Source organism: Niveibacterium sp. COAC-50, from assembly GCF_013184235.1.
In the GTDB taxonomy this organism is placed as follows: Bacteria; Pseudomonadota; Gammaproteobacteria; order Burkholderiales; family Rhodocyclaceae; genus Niveibacterium; species Niveibacterium microcysteis.
Genome location: NZ_JABCJM010000002.1, coordinates 144,843 through 163,871, shown reverse-complemented (window position 1 = coordinate 163,871; position 19,029 = coordinate 144,843). Strand labels below are relative to the sequence as shown.

Here is a 19,029-nt window from a genome sequence, read left to right as displayed (position 1 = left end):
CCGATGCGTTTTGGAAAGGCCGGTCGCCGAAAGGCGCCGGCCTTTTTTCATGCCGCGCTCGTCGTGCTCCACCGGTCGGTGTCCGCGCGCCTTGCCTCGGGCGACCACAGACTGCGCCGGCGTTGACCTTGCTCCAAGCGGGGCTTCGTCGTGGCGCTCAAAATCGCGCTCCCCCGGCAAAGCCCTTGGCATCATGCACGCGCAACCCATTTCATTCGTCCGCTCGCGGCCCCCAGTGCAGAGCGACCTCCCCGCGATCATCGGCCATCGTGTCGAACTGCAACTGCTGACCACGCTGCAGTGCAACCTCAAGTGCAGCTATTGCTCGATCAGTGAAGGCGACGTGCTCGGCTCGCAGGGCAAGGTCGAGTACGACATCGACACGCTGCACCGTTTCGTCGAAACACACCTTGGTGCAAAGGACGTCTACGTCACCTTCTACGGCGGCGAGCCGACCCTGAACCGCGCATTCATGGAAGCAGTGATGTGGCGATACCCGCACTTCCGCTTCCAGCTTCAGACCAACGGCACATTGCTCGACGATCTGCCCGAATGGGTGCTGCGGCGACTGGACAACATCCTGGTCTCGATCGATGGAGGCGAGCAGGTCACCGACGGCTATCGCGGGCGCGGCATCTATCGTCAGGTGATGCGCAATGTCGAGCGCGTTCATGCACGCGTTGGCGGCTCTCTGACGGCTCGCATGACCTGGTCCAGCGACGAGATCGACCTCGCGCAGATCGAAGCGCTGCTCGATCGCTTCGACTACCTCTACTTTCAGTTCGTTGCCGATCACGCCTATGGCGACGCAGCGCTGATACGCCGCAAGGCAGTGCTCGACGATCTGGTGGCGCGCTTCTTCCGCGATGCCGACGCCTTGCTGCCGGTGATCCCGCTGATGGGCATCGTGCGCAACAAGCTGTTCCCGCAACTCGTTGATGAACGCCACCATGGTCGCGCGCAGTGTCGCGTCTCATCGCACATCCTCAACGTGATGCCGGACGGGCGCATCTTCCCGTGCCCGGATCTGATGCACCTCCCCGACATGCAGATGGGGGACCTCGCCGAGAACTGGCTCGTGCCCAGCCCGCTGCAGCAGCACCCCGACATGCCCTGCGGCGCTTGCGAAGCGCAAGCCTGGTGTCGCGGCAACTGCATGAAGAATCTGTGGATGGGGTACGTGCGCAAAGACGATGCCTGGCGCAGTGGCATTACCGACCCGGTGTGCGAACTGGTGCGCCACCTCGGGCAGGCGATCGACCGTTATCCGCTTGCGGACTGGTATGCCGCCTTGCCTGAAGCCTTGCAGCGCGAAATCCTCGACTGCCCGGTTTACGACTACGTCGAGATCATGCCGTAGCGCCCGGCGCTGCCCTCACGCGCAAGGCGCAGCGCGACCCCGGCGCCAAGCAAGGCGCCTGCGGCGTGCGCCTGCCATACCACTGCCACGCCCGCTGGCAGCCCAGCCAGATCGGTGGCGCTGCCGAGTGCGTCGCCGGCCAGCTTTGCCGCAAAGGCCGTGATGAGCAGCACCACCGGCGCGCGCAGGCGGGCCTCACGCCACAGTACGCCGGCTGCCGCAAAGCTCATCATCACCGCCAGCGCCGATGCACCGCGATAGGCGGTGAGTGCCGGCGCCGTGAGCAATGTTCCAAGGCTCAGCACGGGCGCTGCCACGCAATAGAGCAGCGAGACTCGGCGACTGCCCAGCGCCGATTCGACAATGGCGGCGGCGGTGATCAGGGTCACCAGGTCGGTCAGTGCGTGCGCAGCGCCGAAATGCAGCAGGTGGCCGCTCCACAGTTGCCAGAGGGCGGCGCCTGCGACTGGTGCCCGCGTCAACTCGAATCGGGCGACCCAAAGCTCGGGCAGCGCGATGGCGGCGAGGCTGATCGCCGCTATCGCAAGGCTGGCGGATGGCCAGCGCAGGTGGGTGTTCATGACCGGCGGCGCAGCCCGATCAGGATCACAAGGCCGATCGCCACCAGCACGCCGGCGAGGCCGAGGCCACCGCCGCCGCTATAGCCGGGCCGATTGACGATCTGCACGCTGCTATCGGTCTTCATGCGCTCGCGGAAGCCGTCGAGCTCGCGCTTCAGGTTCGGGATCAGATCATCCACCGCGGCGTCGAATCCTGCAGCGCGTGCCTCGCGAGACGCTTCGCTGTAGTTCACCAGGGTCGAACTGCCCTTGATGCGACTCGTGCCTGGTGCGCGGAAGAGCAGCTTCTTGCTCGCAACATCGAAGACAGCGGCGTCGACCATCGTCTGCACATCGTACCGATCACCTTGAATGACATAGGCACCCACGATGGTCCAGTACAGCATCGACAGCACGCCGTTGTCGACAAACTGGACCTGGTCGTAAGACACCAGTGCGACGACATCGACGTCGAACATGCGCGACACCTGTTCGAGGTTCGCGAAGCCGCCCTTTGCGCGCAGGTAGGACGAAGGAATCACCTCGATCTTGCCCACGTAAGGCAGGCTCGCGAAGTTGCCCTTCACCTTTTCGAGCAGCAGCGTCTTCTGCTGCTCGGGAATCGCGGAGCCCCACTGCGCGGCGGGGGCGAACGCGATACCGACCTTGACCGGCGGCCGCAGCGTGGTGACGCCCGGTGCCATCTGTGGCGCTTGCTTGGCATCCGGGAACAGGTATTCGACGGCGCTGCCCGATTGGGTGTGAGTGTCGGTGCGATGCCACAGGCTGGCGCAGCCGGCCAGCGTAAGGAGCGCCAGCGCTGCCGCGGCGCGACGAACAAGAGTGCGGGTATTCATGGTTCTCGGGTGGTGTTGACGGTAACGCGATGCTTGCGCCGCTCGCGTGCTTTGGCGAGCGTCTCATCACACGTTGCATCGCCTGCGCGTTTGCGTAGCAGATTCCGATACCAAGCCCCGTGCCGGCGCGCAGCGTGGCCCGCTGACCCCGTCGGCAGGTTCGTGTTTCGACCCAACAAATGGAGGGCCCGTGCGCTCGCTGCAGTGGCCGCGTTGCGGTGCGAATTCGACCTTGAGGATTGCCTGCGTGGGTTCTATTGTGCTCTGAGGCTCGGCACGGAGGACGCGCGCCGAGCATGGGAGATCTACCCATATTGCATGGCGTGTTGCGAGTGGGTTGTCTCCGAAAAAGTGATTCGCACGTACAAATATGTGAGCGGCATACTCGGCCGACTCGCTCAGCGGGTTTCGTGACGACGCGCACCTTAATCGGGTGATCGGGTCGCGCGGAATTGACTGCCGCCGGATACCCCGGTGGGGTCTGGACCACAACAGGAGATGTCCAAGATGATCGTTCGCCGTTCCCCGGTCACGCGCGTGACCGGTATCGCCGCATGTCTCGCGGCAGCCCTTCCCCAACTTGCAATTGCTGGCGGCACCATCAGCGCGTTCGATGTGCCGCAGGCACCGGTTGAACACACCGATCGCCTGATCGTGAAATACCGCAACACGCTCAACATCGGCGCGCAATCGGCGCCGGTGGCGACGCAGCGTGCGCAGGTGTTTGAAGCTGCCGGCGCGCGCCTGGGTGTGACGATGCATGCTTTGCGAAAGACCGCCCTCGGTGCGGACGTCGTGAAGCTCGACCGCAAGGTCACGCAGGCTGAAGCGTCGCAGTTGATCGCCGAACTGAAGGCCCGCGATGCCAGTATCGAATACGCGGAGCCGGACCGCATGATGCATGCGCTCTTCACGCCGAACGACACGCGCTACGCGGAGCAGTGGGATCTCTACGAAGCCACCGCGGGCATGCGTGTGCCGGGGGCGTGGGACCAGGGCAACGGCAGCGGCGTGGTGGTTGCGGTGATTGACACCGGCTATCGGCCACACGCCGACCTCGCCGCGAACATCGTCGCAGGCTACGACTTCATCTCCGACACTGCCGTGTCCAACGACGGCGATGGCCGCGATGCCGACGCGAGTGACCCGGGCGACTGGACCAATGCGGGCGAGTGCGGCACCGGCTGGGCTGCCACGAATTCAAGCTGGCACGGCACGCATGTGGGCGGCACGATTGCCGCGTTGACGAACAACGGCAGCGGGGTTGCCGGTATCGCCTACGGTGCGCGCGTCCAACCGCTGCGGGTGCTGGGGCGTTGCGGCGGCTACACCTCGGATATCGCGGATGCGATCGTCTGGGCATCAGGGGGCGCGGTCAGCGGCGTCCCGGCGAACGCCACGCCTGCGCGGGTCATCAACATGTCGCTAGGCGGCAGTGGTGCTTGCGACACCACCACGCAGAACGCGATCACCTCGGCGCGTTCGCGCGGCACCGTGGTGGTGGTGGCGGCGGGCAACGAGAACCAGAACGCGTCGAACTCGAACCCGGCGAATTGCTCCGGCGTGATCGCCGTAGCGGCGACCGGTCGCTATGGCGATCGCGCGTACTACTCCAACTACGGCAGCATCGTGACGCTCGCGGCGCCCGGGGGCGATATGAGTGGCAGCGCGTCCAACGGCATCCTGTCCACCCTCAACGCGGGCACCAAGTCGCCCGGAGCGGATTCCTATGCCTTTTACCAGGGCACTTCAATGGCGACACCGCATGTTGCTGCGGTCGCGGCGCTCGTCATTGCAAAGAATCCGGCGCTCACGCCGGATCAGGTGAAGGGCGTGCTCACCAGCACCGTGCGCCCCTTCCCGGGCACCTGCTCCGGATGCGGTGCGGGCCTCGTCGATGCCAGCGCGGCAGTGGCGGCGGCGAATGGCGGTGGTGGCGGTGGCGGCGGTGTCGTGAACGTGACCGAGGTGGAGCCGAACAACTCCCGCACCGCGCCGATGCTGTTGTCGCAGCCGTCGAAGGTGGCCGGCACGATGGCTTCCAGTACCGACCAGGACTGGTACCGCGTCGATCTGCCGGCCGGCAAGACGCTCACTGCGACACTCGTGCCGGGCCTCAGCACGGCTGACTATGACCTCTACCTCTACAACTCTGCGGGTACGCAGATCGCGAAGAGTGAGTTGGGTGCCGGCAAGACCGATACCGCAAGCACCACCAACACCGGCACGACGACGGTCACGCGCTATGTACAGGTGCGCTACTACAGCGGCGGCACCGGCTCGACCAACGGCAAGTATTCGCTGACGGCAAGCTGGTAAGCAGGGCGTCACAGGCCGGCGGGCGCCGCAAGGTGTCCGCCGAACTTTGCGTGTGAAATGAAAAGCCCCGCCGCGGCGATGCCGGGGCGGGGCTCACGTTGCGTCGGCGCGTGCTCAGCTGTCGAGCGCCTTGCCGACCACTTCAGCCACGTCGCGCGAGAGGCCGTTCTGGCTCTGGATGCGAGCCAGCTGCACGCGCGCCAGCGATTGGCGATGTGTGTCGAACTTGCGCCAGCGGTCGAAGGCGCGTGCGATGCGCGATGCCACCTGCGGGTTCATCGCATCGAGTTGCAGGATCGCATCGGCGGCGAACGCGTAGCCCGAACCGTCGGCGGCATGGAAATGCTTCGGGTTCGCGGCACAGAACGCGCGGATCAGCGCATACACCTTGTTCGGGTTCTTGATGTCGAACGCCGGGTGCTGCAGCAGGGCGCGCACACGCTGGCCCGTATCCGCAGCGCGCGCGGTGGCCTGAACCATCAACCACTTGTCGACAACCAGCGCCTCGTCCTTCCACTTGTCGAGGAAGCGGGCGAGCGCGTCGTCGCGTTCTGCCACCTCAAACTGCGCAATCGCAGCAAGCGCGGCCATCGTGTCGGTCATGTTGTCCGCGGTATCGAACTGCGTCATGACCAAGGCGCGCGATTCGGCGTCGTCGATCTCGGCAAGGTAGCCGAGGCAGGCGTTGCGCAAAGCGCGTGCGCCCGCTTGTTGGGCCTCGGGCGAATAGGGCGCATCCACCTTCAGCTCATGGTAGGCCGCAGCGAGGGGGCCTTTGAGCTCACGGGCAAGATGGCGCCGCAGCGCGAGTCGGGCGGCGTGGATCGCGTCCGGATCGACGGTGCCGTCGGTGGCCTCGATCAGCACCACTTCGGACGGCAGCGCCAGGGCTTCGGCCACCAGCGCCGGATCGCCGCCCGGCGCGAAGGCCGAACCGAGCAGCGCGCGGATCGCATCGGCGTAGGTCGTCGGTATCCACGCGAGCGAATCACCGTCGCCAGCCTGGTAGGCCGCGATGCCTGCCGTGAGGATGTCGGTTGCGAGGCGCTGACCGGCTTCCCAACGGCAGAAGGCGTCGCTGTCGTGCGCCATCAGGTGCGTCAGTTCCGCGGCGGTGTACGGGTAGTCCAGCACCACCGGCGCCGAGAAGCCACGCAGCAGCGAGGGCACGGGTGCGGCCGCGATGTCCTCGAACACGAAGCTCTGACGATCTTCGGTAACCGACAGCACGCGTTGGGTGCCCGCAGCGCTCGTCTCGCCCGCGAGGCGAAGCGGCAGCTCGCGACCATCGGCATCGAGCAGACCCAACACCAGCGGCAGGTGGTAGGCGCCGCGCGCAACGGGCTTGCCTTCGGCTTCGAGGCGCTTTTCGTAGGCCGTGGCCGGATACAGTTGCTCGACATCCAGCGTGAAGCGTTTGGTTGCTGCGTCGTAGGCGCCGCGCACAACCAGCTTCGGCGTGCCAGCCTGGTTGTACCAGCGCTTGAACTGTGTGAGGTCGAGGCCGGACGCGTCCTGCATCGCGGCGACGAAGTCCTCGCAGGTCACCGCCTGACCGTCGTGGCGCGCGAAGTAGAGATCCATGCCCTTGCGGAAGGCGTCCTTGCCGATCAGCGTGTGGATCATGCGGATCACTTCAGCGCCCTTCTCGTACACCGTGGCGCTGTAGAAGTTGTTGATCTCGGCATAGCTGGCCGGCCGGATCGGGTGCGCCATCGGGCCGGCGTCTTCCGGGAACTGTGCGGTACGCAGCGTGCGCACTTCCTGGATACGGGTCACGCCGGCCGAATGCATGTCCATGCCGAACTGCTGGTCACGGAACACCGTGAGGCCTTCCTTCAGCGAGAGCTGGAACCAGTCGCGGCAGGTCACGCGGTTGCCGGTCCAGTTGTGGAAGTACTCGTGTGCGACGACGCGGTCGATGTTCTGGAAGTCGATGTCGGTGGCGGTGTCCGGGCGGGCCAGCACGTACTTCGTGTTGAAGATGTTGAGGCCCTTGTTTTCCATCGCGCCCATGTTGAAGTCGCCGACCGCGACGATCATGTAGTGGTCCAGATCCATCTCCAGACCGAACACGTCTTCGTCCCACTTCATCGACTTCTTCAGTGCTGCCATCGCATGCCCGCACTGGTCGAGCTTGCCCGGCTCCACGTACACCGCGCAGCGCACCTTGCGACCCGACTTGGTGACGAACCAGTCTTCGAGCATGTCGAGTTTGGCCGCGACCATCGCGAACAGGTAGCTCGGCTTGCGGAACGGGTCTTCCCACTTCGCCCAGTGGCGGCCGCCTTCTTCGTCACCGGCACCGACCGGGTTACCGTTGCCCAGCAGCACCGGGAACTGCGCCTTGTCGGCATGGATCGTGACGGTGTACTTCGCCATCACGTCAGGCCGGTCGAGGAACCAGGTGATGCGGCGGAAGCCTTCGGCCTCGCACTGGGTGAAGTAACCGTCCTTCGAGCGGTACAGGCCCGACAGCTGCGTATTGCCGTCCGGGTTGATCGTGCTGACCGTGGTCAGCGTAAAGCTCTCGGGCAGTTCGGCGTGGATCAGCAGGCGGTCATCGCACAGCGCGTATTCGCCCTGGCCAAGCAGGCGGCCATCAAGGCGGATCGCCTCCAGTTTCAGTTCTTCGCCGGTCAGCACCAGCGCCGCGCTCGGGTCAGCCGCCGCCGGGTTGCGGTGGCAGGCGAGTGCCGCGGTTACCGTGGCGTGCCCGGTTTCGATCGCGACGTCGAGATCGACGGTCTCGATCAGGAAGGCCGGCGGGGTGTAGTCCTTCAGGTAGATCGCTTGTGGCGTGTCGGTTCGCATGGGGGTTCCTCGGTCTGGGCGCCGTGCATAGGCGGGGCAGAAGCCGGTGCTTGCGCCCACGCGCACGCCCGTTCCGCCATTCTGGAATGGAGCGAAATTCTAGTGGAGCAAACGGCGCTCGGTTGTCGTCGATGCGACCGGGAATTGCCGGCGCGGGGCGAACAGGTGAGCGAAGCGGAAGCCAGAAAGATGAAGCCCGTCGGTGAGGGGGGACTCGACCGACGGGCGGGGGGAGACAAGGACGCTACGGAGGAGGAGAGGCCGCTGGGGGAAGCGACTTCGGGGGGGGGACGGGGGGAGTCCGTAACGCCTTGGAACGAATTAAACCAGCCTCGTCGTTTGCAATCCTTGCGGGGATTGCGCAATTCAAAAAAAACTTTCCGATCGAACGAAAACATAGAAAACCTAATCCGCAGGCCGCTTTGCGGGTAATCCCGAATTGCCGCTGGCCGCAATGCAAAGGCCGTGACTGCCTGCACAGTTTCCAGACGGTTCCGAATTGACAGCGATTGCTTGTGCTCCCGGCGCAAATTGCGCGTCGCCCGGCAATCCGCCCGCGAACGCGGACAGATGGCTCTGACGACCCGCCCAAGTCGTGGCAGACTCCGCGCACGCATGCGGAGGTCACGGTGGTTCTTGCAGCTCAGGTGTCAGACGTTGGTAGCGGCGCGGATAGGCGGATGGATGCTCTTGCACAGCTCGACCGGCTGCGCGAGACAGCACCGCAACGGGCGCTGCGCTATGCCGAAGAGTTGCTCGATGATGCGCTGAACGCGTCCGATGGTCCGCTGGCGGCGAACATCCGGCTCGGCCTGGGCGAGATCCTGCGCGTGCTGGGCCGCGTGCCGGATGCGACGACGCATCTGCGCGCGGCACTGACCTGGTTCGAATCCAACGGCGATCGCCTCGGCGAAGCCTGGGCACACCACCACTTGGCCACGGTCTGCGCGGCGAGTGGATTGCTCGATCATTCGCTGCGCCACATCGAAACCGCGCGCGACCTGTTCGATTTGATCGACGAAGCTCGCGGTCAGGCACGCGCTCTGGTGACCGAGGCGGTTACCTATTCCAATTCCGGCCGGCCGGCCGAGGGCCTCCACCTGGCCGAGCGCGCCGAGCGCATCTACCGCCTGCGCTGCCCGCAGCACGCTATCGAATTGGGCTACGCGCTCTACAACCGCGCCACGCCGCTGATCGCGCTCGGCCGCCATGAGGAGGCGCGTGAAGCCCTGGTCGAAGCGCTCGAGATCAGTCGCCGCGAGGGCGCTAATCGCCTCGGCGCCCTCGCCCTCGGCCAGCTGGGGGTGATCCACCAGTTGCGCGGCACGCTGGACGCCGCGCGTGATGCGATCGAGGATGCGCTCGAATTGGGCGAAGCGATGGGCGAGCCGATCATCGAGGCGTGGAGCCACTACCACCTCGCGACGATTGCCGCCGAGATCAGTGACAGCGAAACCTTCGATGCCCACATGGATCGCGCGCTGGCGGCGGCTCAGAAGCATGCGTTGCTGGACTGCCATGTGGCCTGCCTCGATCAGCTGCACAAACACTACGAGCGGATCGGCGACACGACGGCGGCGCTGGCGACGCACCGTGAGTTGCTGACCGCGCGGCTGACCCAGCTCGAACGTACCAGCTCGCAGAACCTGCGCTACATGCAGGCGGTGCGTTCGCTGGAAGACACCCGCGCCGACAAGGCCGAACTGGAAACCCGTGTTGCCGAGCGCACGCGGGAGCTGTCCGAAACCGTGCAGCGGCTGGAGCGCGAGATCACCCGGCGCGAGGAAATCGAGCGTCAGGTGCGCTTCCTCGCCGAACGCGATCCGCTCACCCGCTGCCCGAACCGGCGTGCGCTGATCTCCTTCCTTGGCGAGATGTTGCATGCCGCGGCTGGCGGCGAGCATGTCGCGGTGATCTTCATCGACGTCGACCGTTTCAAGCAGATCAACGACTCGCTCGGCCACACGGCTGGCGACAGCGTGCTGTGTGACGTCGCGCAGCGGCTGGCGCAAGCCTGCGGAGATGGCGGCCTGCTCTCGCGATACGGTGGCGATGAGTTCGTCGCGGTGATGCCGCTCGAAGCGCCGGTCGGCGCCGGTCGTGGGCTGGCCGATCGTGAGCTGGCGCTGGCGGTGGCGCGCGTGCGGCGTTGCTTTGAGCAGCCCTTCGCGGTCAGCGGCGAACAGTTCTATCTGGATTGCAGTATCGGCGCGAGCCTGCATCCGGAGGACGGCAATGAGCCGGAGCAGCTGATCGCCTGTGCCGATATGGCGATGTACGCGGTCAAGCAGTCGGGCCGCGGTGGCCATGCGCTGTTTGATGTGTCGCTCGCCGAGGCCGCACACGAACGGCTTGCGCTGGAGAAGTCGCTGCGTCACGCGACTGAGCGCGGCGAGTTCGAACTGCGTTTCGAGCCGCGCGTCGCTGCACGTAACGGCCTCGTCGTGGCGCTGGAGGCGCTGCTGCGCTGGCGCCACCCGAAGCTTGGCTGGGTGCCGCCCTCGCGTTTCATCCCGATCGCTGAAGATACCGGCGAGATCGTGCCGATCGGTCGTTGGGTGCTTGAGCACGCCTGCATGCAGCTCGCCAGTTGGCGGGCGATCGGGCACCACAGCCTGCGCGTGGCGGTGAACGTGTCGGCGCGGCAGATCCGAGATGTCGAACTGCTGCCTGCGATCGAGCATGCGCTCAAGGCGAGCGGGCTGCCACCCGACGCGTTGGAGGTCGAGATCACCGAATCGCTGCTGATCGAAGACCCCGAGGGCGTCGCACGCGTACTCGGCCGGCTCAAGGATGCCGGTATCCGCATCTCGCTGGATGACTTCGGCATGGGGTATTCGAACCTGGCGATGCTCGCGCGGATGCCGCTCGACATCCTCAAGCTCGACCGCAGCCTGGTCGAGGAGATGGTGCGCAGCACCCGCGCAGCGACGGTGGTCGCCTCGATCGTGAGCCTTGCGCGTGGTCTGGGTCTGGCGGTGGTCGCCGAGGGCGTGCAGGACGAAGGCACCCGCATTGCGCTGACCGCGCTGGCTTGCGACAGCTTCCAGGGCTACCTGTTCTCCCAACCGCTGACGGCGGACGAAGTCAGCGCGCGCCTCGCGGCGGTGGGCTGATCGGTTCCGCAGGCATGCCTTCCTGATGACGCAACCCGAGCTTCTCGCCCTGCGCGACCGGATCGATGAGATCGATGAACGGCTGATCGGCTTGCTGGCCGATCGCTTCGACGTGACCGCAGCGATCGGACGGCTCAAGGCGGAAGCCGGCGCCAAGCCCGTTGATCCCTCGCGCGAGCGCGAACAAGGCCGGCGTTACGAGGCCCTGGCGCAAAGCCATGGGCTCGATGCGGCGCTTGTACAACAGGTCTTTCGCACGATCATCGATGAAGTCGTGCGCAGGCATGCGGCGCTGGCGGCGCGCGCCGCCTCTGCTCAGGACTAGATCAAAACAAGGCCTGCCAAGACTGCAGAGCTCTCAGCCGCGCAGTCTTCTTGCGCTGGTGGGCCTCCATGCGCTGCAACACGTCGGCGAGCAGATCGACCGCGTCGAGGATGTAAGGCCCCTTGTTCAGCATCACGCATTCGGCGCGCACGCCCATCGCTGCGTCGGTGATTTCCCCGCGCGAAGGTTGGCCGCGCTTGGCGAGCGATTCGAGCACCTGGGTCGCCCACACCACTGGTACCGAAGCGGCTTCGCAGAGCCACAGAATCTCTTCCTGAATCTCGGCCAAGCGTTGGTAGCCCAGTTCGACCGCGAGGTCGCCACGCGCGATCATGACCGCGGCCGGGTTGCGACCGGCGGCAGCAACGATGATCTCGGGGAGGTTGCGCACCGCGCGCCGTGTCTCGATCTTCATCAGCAAGGCCGGCGCCTGCGCGCCCCGCCGGCCGGCGGACTCCAGCGCCGATTGCAGGCGCGCGACATCGTCGGCGCCCTGCACGAAGGAATAGCCGACGATATCCGCGTGGCGTGCGACGAAGGGTAGTGCGGCCAAGTCGGCTTCGGTAAGCGCCGGCACGGCGAGTTCGGAGGCGGGGAAGTTAAGCCCCTTGTCCGCCTTCAGGCGTTTGCCATCGCTTGGTGCATGGGTGATCTGCACCCGAACCGCGCCGTGGCGCCGTTCGGTGACTTGACCACCCAGTTCACCGTCGTCCACCCAAACCGGGTCGCCGTGCGCGAGCTGGCCGATGACCTCGGGCAGGCTGCAGCCGATCGCCCGTTCGCCCGTGGGCACGTCGGACGGCGCGCGCGCGAGCCAGAAGCTGTCGCCAACACCGAAGCGCGGCTTGTCGCTGGCCCCGGCAAAAACGGTGGTGCGCAGCTTCGGCCCTCCGAGATCCATCAGCACGCGCGTGCGCGGCGGCAGGCCAAGTTTGCGTTCGGTGGCGCGTAGTCGGTCGATCATGGCCGCCCAGTTCGCCTCGTCGCCGTGTGCGCAGTTGATGCGAACCAGTTCGACGCCACGTTGCAGCAGGCCGCGCAGCAGTTCGCTGTCGTCCGCCGCAGCGTCGGGCAAGGTCACCATGATGCGTGTGCGCCGCTGCGGGCTCGGCACGCCAAAGACCCGCAGACATTCTTCTTCGAGGCGGCGGTTGCCGGCAATGAAATCGCCACGCGCGGGCAGGGCGGGTTGGTGCGCTTCGGGCACGCCGGCTGCGCGGGCCACCAGGGCGGTCGTGGCGGCAAGCGATTCGAGCGTGCGCGACTCGCTTCTCCCCAGCGATGAAAGGCCAAAGCGGGTCAGTTCCTCCTGCAGGGCACACAGGTCGCGCCGTCGCAGCGCAAGGTAGCAGGCCAGGTTGCGTGCCGAGGGCGCGAAGTCGGCGCGCCGGATCCAGCTGGCCCACTGGTCGACCAGGCCTTCGCCCTCGTCGGCGATGTCCGCCCGCAGGGCTTCGAGTTCGGTGTACAGATTGGCGAGGTGCAGTGAAGTCTTGTCGGCGACCGTGGTCGGCATGGCGCGCCTTTCGGAATACAGGAAGCGGGGCAGTGATCTTCGCCGCCCGGCATTGCAGGCCGATTGCAGTGTTGCGCCTCAGGTTGCGGCGTTCGCTGCCGATAACCCTGCTTGCACCGTATTCGATCTGCACGGAGATTTCATGACGACGATGATCATGCGGCTGTCTCAGTCGCGCGATGGGGTGTTCTTTGCTGCGCGCTCGGTTACCGACAAGCTCGTGCTGGGTCTGGTCGGCCTGGGCGGGCTGGTGGCGGTGGCGATAGGTTTGGGCGGTGGAGCGCTGACTACGGCCATCGTGGGGGCGCTGGTGGCGCTTCTGCCCCTGGCGGTGTCGCACCGACTAGCGCCGGGCGCGACGCCAACCCGCCTGATCGCCATGGCCAGCGTCGTCGTAATGGCCGTGCTGCTGCTGCAACTGGGCGGTGGCGCCGCCTGGCCGCGGCTCGCGGCGGTTGCGATGGTGATGATCCTGCTCGGTTATTGCGACCAGAAGACGGTGCTGCTCGGCGCCGTGTTGTGGGCCTGCGCCGACGCGGTCTGGTCGTCACAGCACGCGGTCAGCAGCGGCCAGATCGCCGCTCAGTTCGGTGCCATGCTCGTCGTCACCGGCGTACTGGCTTTCCTTGGTTTCATGCTGCGTACCGTGCTGCTGCGCGCGCAGGTGGGCGCCGAGTTCGCCAAGGCGGTGAAGGCCGGCAAGCTGGACTTCCAGTTCGACGAGAAGGAAATCAGCCGCAGCCCGATGATCGCCGCGATGCATGCGATGCAGGACGACCTGCGTGGCACCGTGGGCGTCGCGGCCTCGTCGGCACGCGCCTTGGCTGAGGCGGCGACCGAGCTGGCCGCCGCCAGCGCGCGGATTTTGGCCGGAGTGCAGGCGCAGGCCGATGCCAGCGCGAGCGCCGGCAACGTTGCGAGCGACATGGAACAGACCGTCGGCACGATTTCCGAACGTGCAGCGGAGGCCGCCAACGCGGCGGTGCGCTCGCGCGAAGCGGCGCGCGACGGCGGCGCGGTGATCAGCGAGGCGGCCGATGCGATGCGGCGCATGGCTGAGGCGGTAGAGGCGGCATCTGCCTCGGTCGAGACGCTGGGCGCCAAGTCCGATGCCGTGGGCCAGGTGGTGCAGATGATCAAGACGGTGGCCGAGCAGACCAACCTGCTCGCACTCAATGCGGCCATCGAAGCGGCACGCGCCGGTGAGGCCGGCCGCGGTTTCGCCGTGGTGGCGGATGAGGTGCGAAAACTCTCGGAGCAGACCAACCGCGCCACCGGCGACATCACGCGCATGGTGAGCGAGATCATCGAAGTGAAGAACGACGTGACCGAGCGCATGGCGCGCGCGGTGCAGGAAGTCGAAGCCGGCTTGGGCAACGCCGAGCGCGCGAGTGGTGCAATCGAGGCGATCCTGCGTCGTGCCAGCCGGGTGGACGACAACATCGCCGGCATCGAAGAGGCACTGCGCACGCAACGCGAGGCTGCGCATTCAGTGGCTGCAGCGGTGGCGCGCCTGAGCGCGGTTGCCGCCGAGGCCAGTGGCGAAAGCGTTGCGATCGCCAACCGGTCGCAGTTGCTGGCGCAGACGGCACAGGATCTGCACGGCGCAGTGGAGCGGTTCGATCACTGATTTGCCTGGGCTCGCAATTCGGTCGCGAATTACTGCCCGGGCTGCTTCTGGCTTGATTGCAACACGGCTGTCATTTGACTTGAATTGCTGGCTTGACAGTTGTCGACCGGAGAATCCGATCTGGCTACACTCCGCGCACTTCGTCAGGCAGCCAAGAAGGCGAAGGCTAAAGAAATGCAGATTCCGGTAGCTATCGCGCCAGTCCAGGAATCGAGCCAGAGGATGGAGACAAACCAGAAGAATGACGCCGTAAGAGACAACGGCGATCGGTGAGCGGGTTGCGCTGACCGAAATTGCGGGCCGATTCCCAGTGGGATTCGGCCCGTTGTGTTTTCAGGCGCCGCCGTGTGGTCAGCGGCCTGAGAGCGCTGCGGCGAAGCGATCCAGGCCGGCCTCAAGGGTGCTGCGCGGGCAGCCGAAATTAAGGCGCACGAAACCCGGCGCGCCGAAGTCCCGGCCATCGGAGAGGCCCAGGCCGGCGGCCTCGAAGTGGGCCGACGGATGCTCCAGGGCGTGCTCGCGACAATCGATCCAGGCAAGGTAGGTCGCTTCGACGGGCGTCATGCTCACGCCAGGCAAGGCCGCAATCCGCGATTCGACGCGTCGCGCGTTCTCGGCGAGGTAGTCGATCAGGGCCCGGCGCCACGGCTCGCCGTCTCGGAACGCCGCTTCCATCGCGACCAGACCGAGCAGATTCACATGCGGCACGATGCCGGCCATCACCCTCTCGAATCGGCGCCGCAGCGCGGCGTCCGGGATCACCGCGAACGCGGCGCCGAGGCCTGGGATGTTGAAGGTCTTCGAGGGCGCCATCAGCGTGATGCTGCGCCGCGCGATTGCCGGATCCAGCGCCGCGATCGGCACATGGCGCTTGGCCGGGTCGAGCACCAGCCCGCAGTGGATCTCGTCCGAGCACAGCACCACGTCGTGGCGTTCGGCCAGTTCCGCGATGCGGCGCAGTTCGTCGGCGTCCCATGCGCGACCGACCGGGTTGTGCGGGTGGCAGAGCAACCACATCCGGCTCTTCGCGAGCGCTGCGTCGGCGGCGTCGAAATCCCATTCCCAGCGCTTCGCGCCGCGCACCAGATCAAGGCGTTCGAGGCGGCGCTCCGCGAGCCCCGGTGCGGCGAGGAAGGGCGGGTAGACCGGCGTGGCCGTAAAAACGGCGTCGCCGGCGTCGCAGCCGGCGCGCACTGCGATGTTGATGCCGCATACGAGGCCCGGCAGCCACACCAGCCACTCCGGCGCGACCTGCCAACCGTAGGCGTCGGCCAGATGGGCCATGGTGGCTTCGGTCAGCGTCGCGGTCGGCTTGCTGTACGTGAAGTGGCCGAAGTCGACCGCCTCGCGCAGTGCGTCGATCACCGGCGGCGGTGCGGCAAAGTCCATGTCGGCGACCCACATCGGCAGCACATCGCGGCCGGCATAGCGCGACCATTTCATCGAATGCGCGCGATCGGCGAGAGGTAGCGGGGTATCGAAGTCGTACATGTCGTCGTGGTATCCGCAGGCAAGGAGCCGACATCCTAACCCGGCACACAAATGACAAACGCGACCGAAGTCGCGTTTGTATATGCCACTGTCGACGCTGCGTAACGCCGGACTTATACCTGCAGGTGTTCGTACAGCGGGGTCGAGAGGTAGCGTTCGCCGAAGGACGGAATCACCACGACGATCAGCTTGCCAGCGTTTTCCGGCCGCTTCGCCAGCTCGGTTGCCGCCCACAGCGCTGCGCCGGACGAGATGCCGACGAGCAGGCCTTCTTCCGTTGCGGCGCGGCGCGCGAGGTCGAATGCGTCGGCGTTCTTCACGCGGACGATCTCGTCGTAGATCGAGGTGTTGAGAATCTCCGGCACAAAGCCGGCGCCGATGCCCTGGATCGGGTGCGGGCCACGTGCACCGCCCGACAGCACCGGGCTCGCATCCGGCTCCACCGCGACGATCTTCACGCCGGGCTTGCGCGCCTTGAGCACTTCACCGACGCCGGTGATCGTGCCGCCGGTGCCGATGCCGGAGACGAAGATGTCGACCTGCCCATCGGTGTCGGCCCAGATCTCCTCGGCGGTGGTGTTGCGGTGAATGGCCGGGTTGGCCGGGTTCGTGAACTGCTGCGGGATCAGGTAGCGCGGATCGGCGGCGGCCATTTCCTCGGCGCGCTTGATCGCACCTGGCATGCCTTCCGGCCCCGGCGTCAGCACCAGTTCGGCGCCGTAGGCCTTGAGCAGCAGGCGGCGCTCGCGGCTCATGGTTTCCGGCATCACGATCGTGAGCTTGTAGCCCCGTGCGGCGCAGACCATGGCGAGGCCGATGCCGGTGTTGCCGGAGGTGGGCTCCAGCAGGATCGTGTCCGGCTTGATCTTGCCGTCGCGCTCGGCCGCTTCGACCATCGAGATCGCGATGCGGTCTTTCACGCTGTGTGCGGGGTTGAAGAACTCCAGCTTGGCGGCGACGGTGGCGGCCGAGCCGGCGGTCAGACGATTGATGCGGACCAGCGGAGTGCGGCCGATCAGTTGAGTCACGTCATTCGCGATGCGCATGGTGTGCGTCTCCTTGTAAGGGGATGGCCTCTGGGGCTGTGGGCGGATTCTAGGCGCATGTGTCGGGCGCCCCAATATCTGCGCGGGCATATGCATATGGATGCATGGCAGGGTTGCCTATTGGCGTGGCGCCGCGTGCGCCGTTGGCCACGGTTTTGCGGCGCTGCGTCAAGTCGGCGGTTTGACGATTCTGATGCTGATGGTCTATTAATTCACGATTCCATCAAAATCGTGGCTTTCGCGCCGCGACGGCTCAGGAGGCGATATGACGCCACATGCGGTTGATTACCCTGTGCGTGCGCCAGCTCCGGACGACCAACTCGACGAGATATGGTGCGCCACGCAGTGGGGCGATCCGTCGCTGTGCCCGCCCGGTTGTGAGCCGGCTGAGCGGCTGTGCGAGCGCGATATCGGGGAGTTTGATCTGCCCCCCGAGGCCTGGGTCTGATACAGCCTAACGCTTGGCCGGCGCGCTCAGGCGAATGCGTGTGCCGCCGCCTTGCACCAGCAGCAGCGCATAGAGCACCAGCGCGGCGACATGCATTACGCCGCCAGTTTGGCGCAGGCTCGTCAGCCCGACCGCATCGCCGCTCAGGCGCAGCGCAACTGACAGATGAAGCACGGCCAGCGCGAGATACAGCGCCGGGCGTACGCGTGGGCGCCAGCCGGTAATCGCCGGAAGAATGATCGGCGCATGGCCGAACAGCATCGACATCACAAAACCGACGAACACCGCGTGCAGCACCGCATCGTAGGCGGCGTCGCCGGCGCCGAGCGGCACGTTGGCAGCGCCGAGCACGATGGCGGCAACCGCCAGCCAGGCATAGCCGCTGATCAGGCATACCGCGGTGAAGCGCGGCTGACCCGGCCGCCGTAGGGTGATGCGGATCACGTCGAAGCGCGCCAGCCACGCGACCCACGCCAGCAAGGCGAGCGCGAGCCCGCGCTGCGCGCCGAGCGGGTGGCTCACGGCGAACCAGACTGGCACCGCAAGGGCGAAAGCGAGCAGCGGCGGCAGCGCGGTTGCCCATGCAGGGCGCGGCATCACGCGTGAGAGTTCGAGCCGCTCGGCCGCGATCGTCAGCACGAGGAAGGCGATCCAGCTCAGCGCTGCGGCAGTGCCATGTCCGCCCAGCACGAACACTGCGGCCAGCGGCAGGAAGCTCGCCGCCAGCGTCAGCACATCCGCATACGGTTCGCGTATCGCACGGGCTTGCAGGAAGGCCACCACGACGAGGCCGACGCCAGCGCCGACCCAGATGTAGAGCGCCAGCTCCCACAGCCCCGCAAGGGCGACGACAGTGGCCGTGGCGTTGGCGAGCGGCACCGCGAACGCGGCTTCGCGCCCGTAGGCGATGGCGCGTTCAAGTGCGATCACGGTGCCGAAGAAACCGCAGCCGAACAGCGCTGCGTGCATCAGTGGCCACTGCGCGTGTGGCACCGGCAGCGGCAAGCCCAGACGCACCAGCCCTGCCCACACTGCGGCGAGCAGGGCGGCCAGCGCGCCGGCTACTGGCAGCAGGCGAACCGCGTTCATGACATCGCCGCGCGGGCGGCGGGGCTCATGCGCTCCGGCGTCCACGCCGGCTCGAAGGTCAGCGTCACGGCCGGTGCAAAGCCGGGGAAACGGGCTGTCAGTGCATCTTCGACATCGGCGATCAGCACATCGCCGAGCGGGCAGGTCGGCGAGGTCAGCGTGAGCGTGACGTGCAGCGTTGCGCCGTCGGCATGGGCTTCGTAGATCAGGCCGAGCGGCACGATGCCGACGCCCAGTTCGGGGTCGGCGACCTCGCTAAGTGCATCCAGGATTGCGTCGAAATCAGGTGGGTTCTGTGTCGTCATGCATGGCCTCCGTTGCGCCCATGATAGCCGCCCGCGCCCAAGCGCAAAGGCGCTCCGGCGATCTTGACTCGCATCAATGACCCCACCAGGAGTGGGGAAGACAGTGGCGCCGTCTCAGACGGTCTGGGCACCGGTCTTACATTGGGGGAGAGC

At 66.3% G+C, this 19,029-nt stretch carries 14 protein-coding genes; 6 read left to right on the top strand and 8 right to left on the bottom strand.

From position 1 onward, the window contains the following. Positions 1-235: 235 nt before the first annotated feature. On the top strand, positions 236-1,360 hold the full coding sequence (locus HH302_RS08185) for a radical SAM protein (RefSeq protein ID WP_371814626.1): 1,125 nt from the start codon (positions 236-238) through the stop codon (positions 1,358-1,360). On the opposite strand, the gene HH302_RS08180 is transcribed toward HH302_RS08185, so the two are convergent. Further along, positions 1,339-1,941, bottom strand: coding sequence for a rhomboid family intramembrane serine protease (locus HH302_RS08180; protein WP_172201186.1), 603 nt, complete (start codon positions 1,939-1,941; stop codon positions 1,339-1,341). The two genes, HH302_RS08185 and HH302_RS08180, sit on opposite strands and share 22 nt — an antisense overlap. Continuing rightward, positions 1,938-2,777, bottom strand: a complete 840-nt coding sequence (gene rhlP / locus HH302_RS08175; RefSeq protein ID WP_172201175.1) for a rhombotarget lipoprotein — start codon at positions 2,775-2,777, stop codon at positions 1,938-1,940. The genes HH302_RS08180 and rhlP overlap by 4 nt, the downstream gene beginning before the upstream one ends. A 507-nt stretch (positions 2,778-3,284) precedes the next feature. Here rhlP and HH302_RS08170 point away from each other — a divergent pair. Next, positions 3,285-5,096: a S8 family peptidase gene (locus HH302_RS08170; RefSeq protein WP_172201173.1), complete on the top strand. Its 1,812-nt coding sequence runs from the start codon at positions 3,285-3,287 to the stop codon at positions 5,094-5,096. Positions 5,097-5,210: 114 nt separating this feature from the next. Here the strand turns inward: HH302_RS08170 and pepN are convergent, their stop codons facing one another. After that, positions 5,211-7,910, bottom strand: a complete 2,700-nt coding sequence (gene pepN / locus HH302_RS08165; RefSeq protein ID WP_172201171.1) for an aminopeptidase N — start codon at positions 7,908-7,910, stop codon at positions 5,211-5,213. A 680-nt stretch (positions 7,911-8,590) separates the two neighbouring features. Between pepN and HH302_RS08160 the strand changes: the two genes are divergently transcribed. Further along, a complete protein-coding gene (locus tag HH302_RS08160; protein WP_172201169.1) occupies positions 8,591-11,026 on the top strand; it encodes an EAL domain-containing protein in 2,436 nt (811 codons plus the stop codon). A 25-nt stretch (positions 11,027-11,051) separates the two neighbouring features. Further along, positions 11,052-11,351, top strand: coding sequence for a chorismate mutase (locus tag HH302_RS08155; RefSeq protein ID WP_172201167.1), 300 nt, complete (start codon positions 11,052-11,054; stop codon positions 11,349-11,351). Between the two features lies 1 nt (position 11,352). On the opposite strand, the gene HH302_RS08150 is transcribed toward HH302_RS08155, so the two are convergent. After that, entirely contained in the window at positions 11,353-12,867 is a 1,515-nt protein-coding gene (locus HH302_RS08150) for a pyruvate kinase (RefSeq protein WP_172201165.1), read from the bottom strand. 142 nt (positions 12,868-13,009) lie between these two features. Between HH302_RS08150 and HH302_RS08145 the strand changes: the two genes are divergently transcribed. After that, positions 13,010-14,497: a methyl-accepting chemotaxis protein gene (locus HH302_RS08145; protein WP_172201163.1), complete on the top strand. Its 1,488-nt coding sequence runs from the start codon at positions 13,010-13,012 to the stop codon at positions 14,495-14,497. 351 nt (positions 14,498-14,848) lie between these two features. Here HH302_RS08145 and HH302_RS08140 read toward each other — a convergent pair whose 3' ends face one another. Then, on the bottom strand, positions 14,849-15,988 hold the full coding sequence (locus tag HH302_RS08140; protein WP_172201161.1) for a MalY/PatB family protein: 1,140 nt from the start codon (positions 15,986-15,988) through the stop codon (positions 14,849-14,851). Between the two features lie 113 nt (positions 15,989-16,101). Beyond that, positions 16,102-17,034 (bottom strand): cysteine synthase A, encoded by a 933-nt coding sequence (gene cysK, locus HH302_RS08135; protein ID WP_172201159.1) that lies wholly within the window; start codon positions 17,032-17,034, stop codon positions 16,102-16,104. A 265-nt stretch (positions 17,035-17,299) separates the two neighbouring features. Here cysK and HH302_RS08130 point away from each other — a divergent pair, with 265 nt between their 5' ends. Further along, positions 17,300-17,482 (top strand): hypothetical protein, encoded by a 183-nt coding sequence (locus tag HH302_RS08130; protein WP_172201157.1) that lies wholly within the window; start codon positions 17,300-17,302, stop codon positions 17,480-17,482. A gap of 6 nt (positions 17,483-17,488) precedes the next feature. Here the strand turns inward: HH302_RS08130 and HH302_RS08125 are convergent, their stop codons facing one another. Both HH302_RS08125 and HH302_RS08120 read right to left on the bottom strand, forming a co-directional pair. Next, positions 17,489-18,571, bottom strand: a complete 1,083-nt coding sequence (locus HH302_RS08125) for a hypothetical protein (RefSeq protein ID WP_172201155.1) — start codon at positions 18,569-18,571, stop codon at positions 17,489-17,491. Then, positions 18,568-18,876: a metal-sulfur cluster assembly factor gene (locus tag HH302_RS08120; RefSeq protein WP_172201153.1), complete on the bottom strand. Its 309-nt coding sequence runs from the start codon at positions 18,874-18,876 to the stop codon at positions 18,568-18,570. Before HH302_RS08120 ends, HH302_RS08125 begins: the two co-directional genes overlap by 4 nt. Positions 18,877-19,029 lie beyond the last annotated feature (153 nt).

Excerpts from the sequence above, each read along its gene's own strand:
- HH302_RS08145 (WP_172201163.1), top strand. The coding sequence starts at position 13,010 with ATGACGACGATGATCATGCGGCTGTCTCAGTCGCGCGATGGGGTGTTC.
- rhlP (WP_172201175.1), bottom strand. The coding sequence starts at position 2,777 with ATGAATACCCGCACTCTTGTTCGTCGCGCCGCGGCAGCGCTGGCGCTC.
- HH302_RS08140 (WP_172201161.1), bottom strand. The coding sequence starts at position 15,988 with ATGTACGACTTCGATACCCCGCTACCTCTCGCCGATCGCGCGCATTCG.
- pepN (WP_172201171.1), bottom strand. The coding sequence starts at position 7,910 with ATGCGAACCGACACGCCACAAGCGATCTACCTGAAGGACTACACCCCG.
- HH302_RS08160 (WP_172201169.1), top strand. The coding sequence starts at position 8,591 with ATGGATGCTCTTGCACAGCTCGACCGGCTGCGCGAGACAGCACCGCAA.
- HH302_RS08120 (WP_172201153.1), bottom strand. The coding sequence starts at position 18,876 with ATGACGACACAGAACCCACCTGATTTCGACGCAATCCTGGATGCACTT.
- HH302_RS08180 (WP_172201186.1), bottom strand. The coding sequence starts at position 1,941 with ATGAACACCCACCTGCGCTGGCCATCCGCCAGCCTTGCGATAGCGGCG.
- HH302_RS08130 (WP_172201157.1), top strand. The coding sequence starts at position 17,300 with ATGACGCCACATGCGGTTGATTACCCTGTGCGTGCGCCAGCTCCGGAC.
- HH302_RS08155 (WP_172201167.1), top strand. The coding sequence starts at position 11,052 with ATGACGCAACCCGAGCTTCTCGCCCTGCGCGACCGGATCGATGAGATC.
- cysK (WP_172201159.1), bottom strand. The coding sequence starts at position 17,034 with ATGCGCATCGCGAATGACGTGACTCAACTGATCGGCCGCACTCCGCTG.
- HH302_RS08125 (WP_172201155.1), bottom strand. The coding sequence starts at position 18,571 with ATGAACGCGGTTCGCCTGCTGCCAGTAGCCGGCGCGCTGGCCGCCCTG.
- HH302_RS08170 (WP_172201173.1), top strand. The coding sequence starts at position 3,285 with ATGATCGTTCGCCGTTCCCCGGTCACGCGCGTGACCGGTATCGCCGCA.
- HH302_RS08150 (WP_172201165.1), bottom strand. The coding sequence starts at position 12,867 with ATGCCGACCACGGTCGCCGACAAGACTTCACTGCACCTCGCCAATCTG.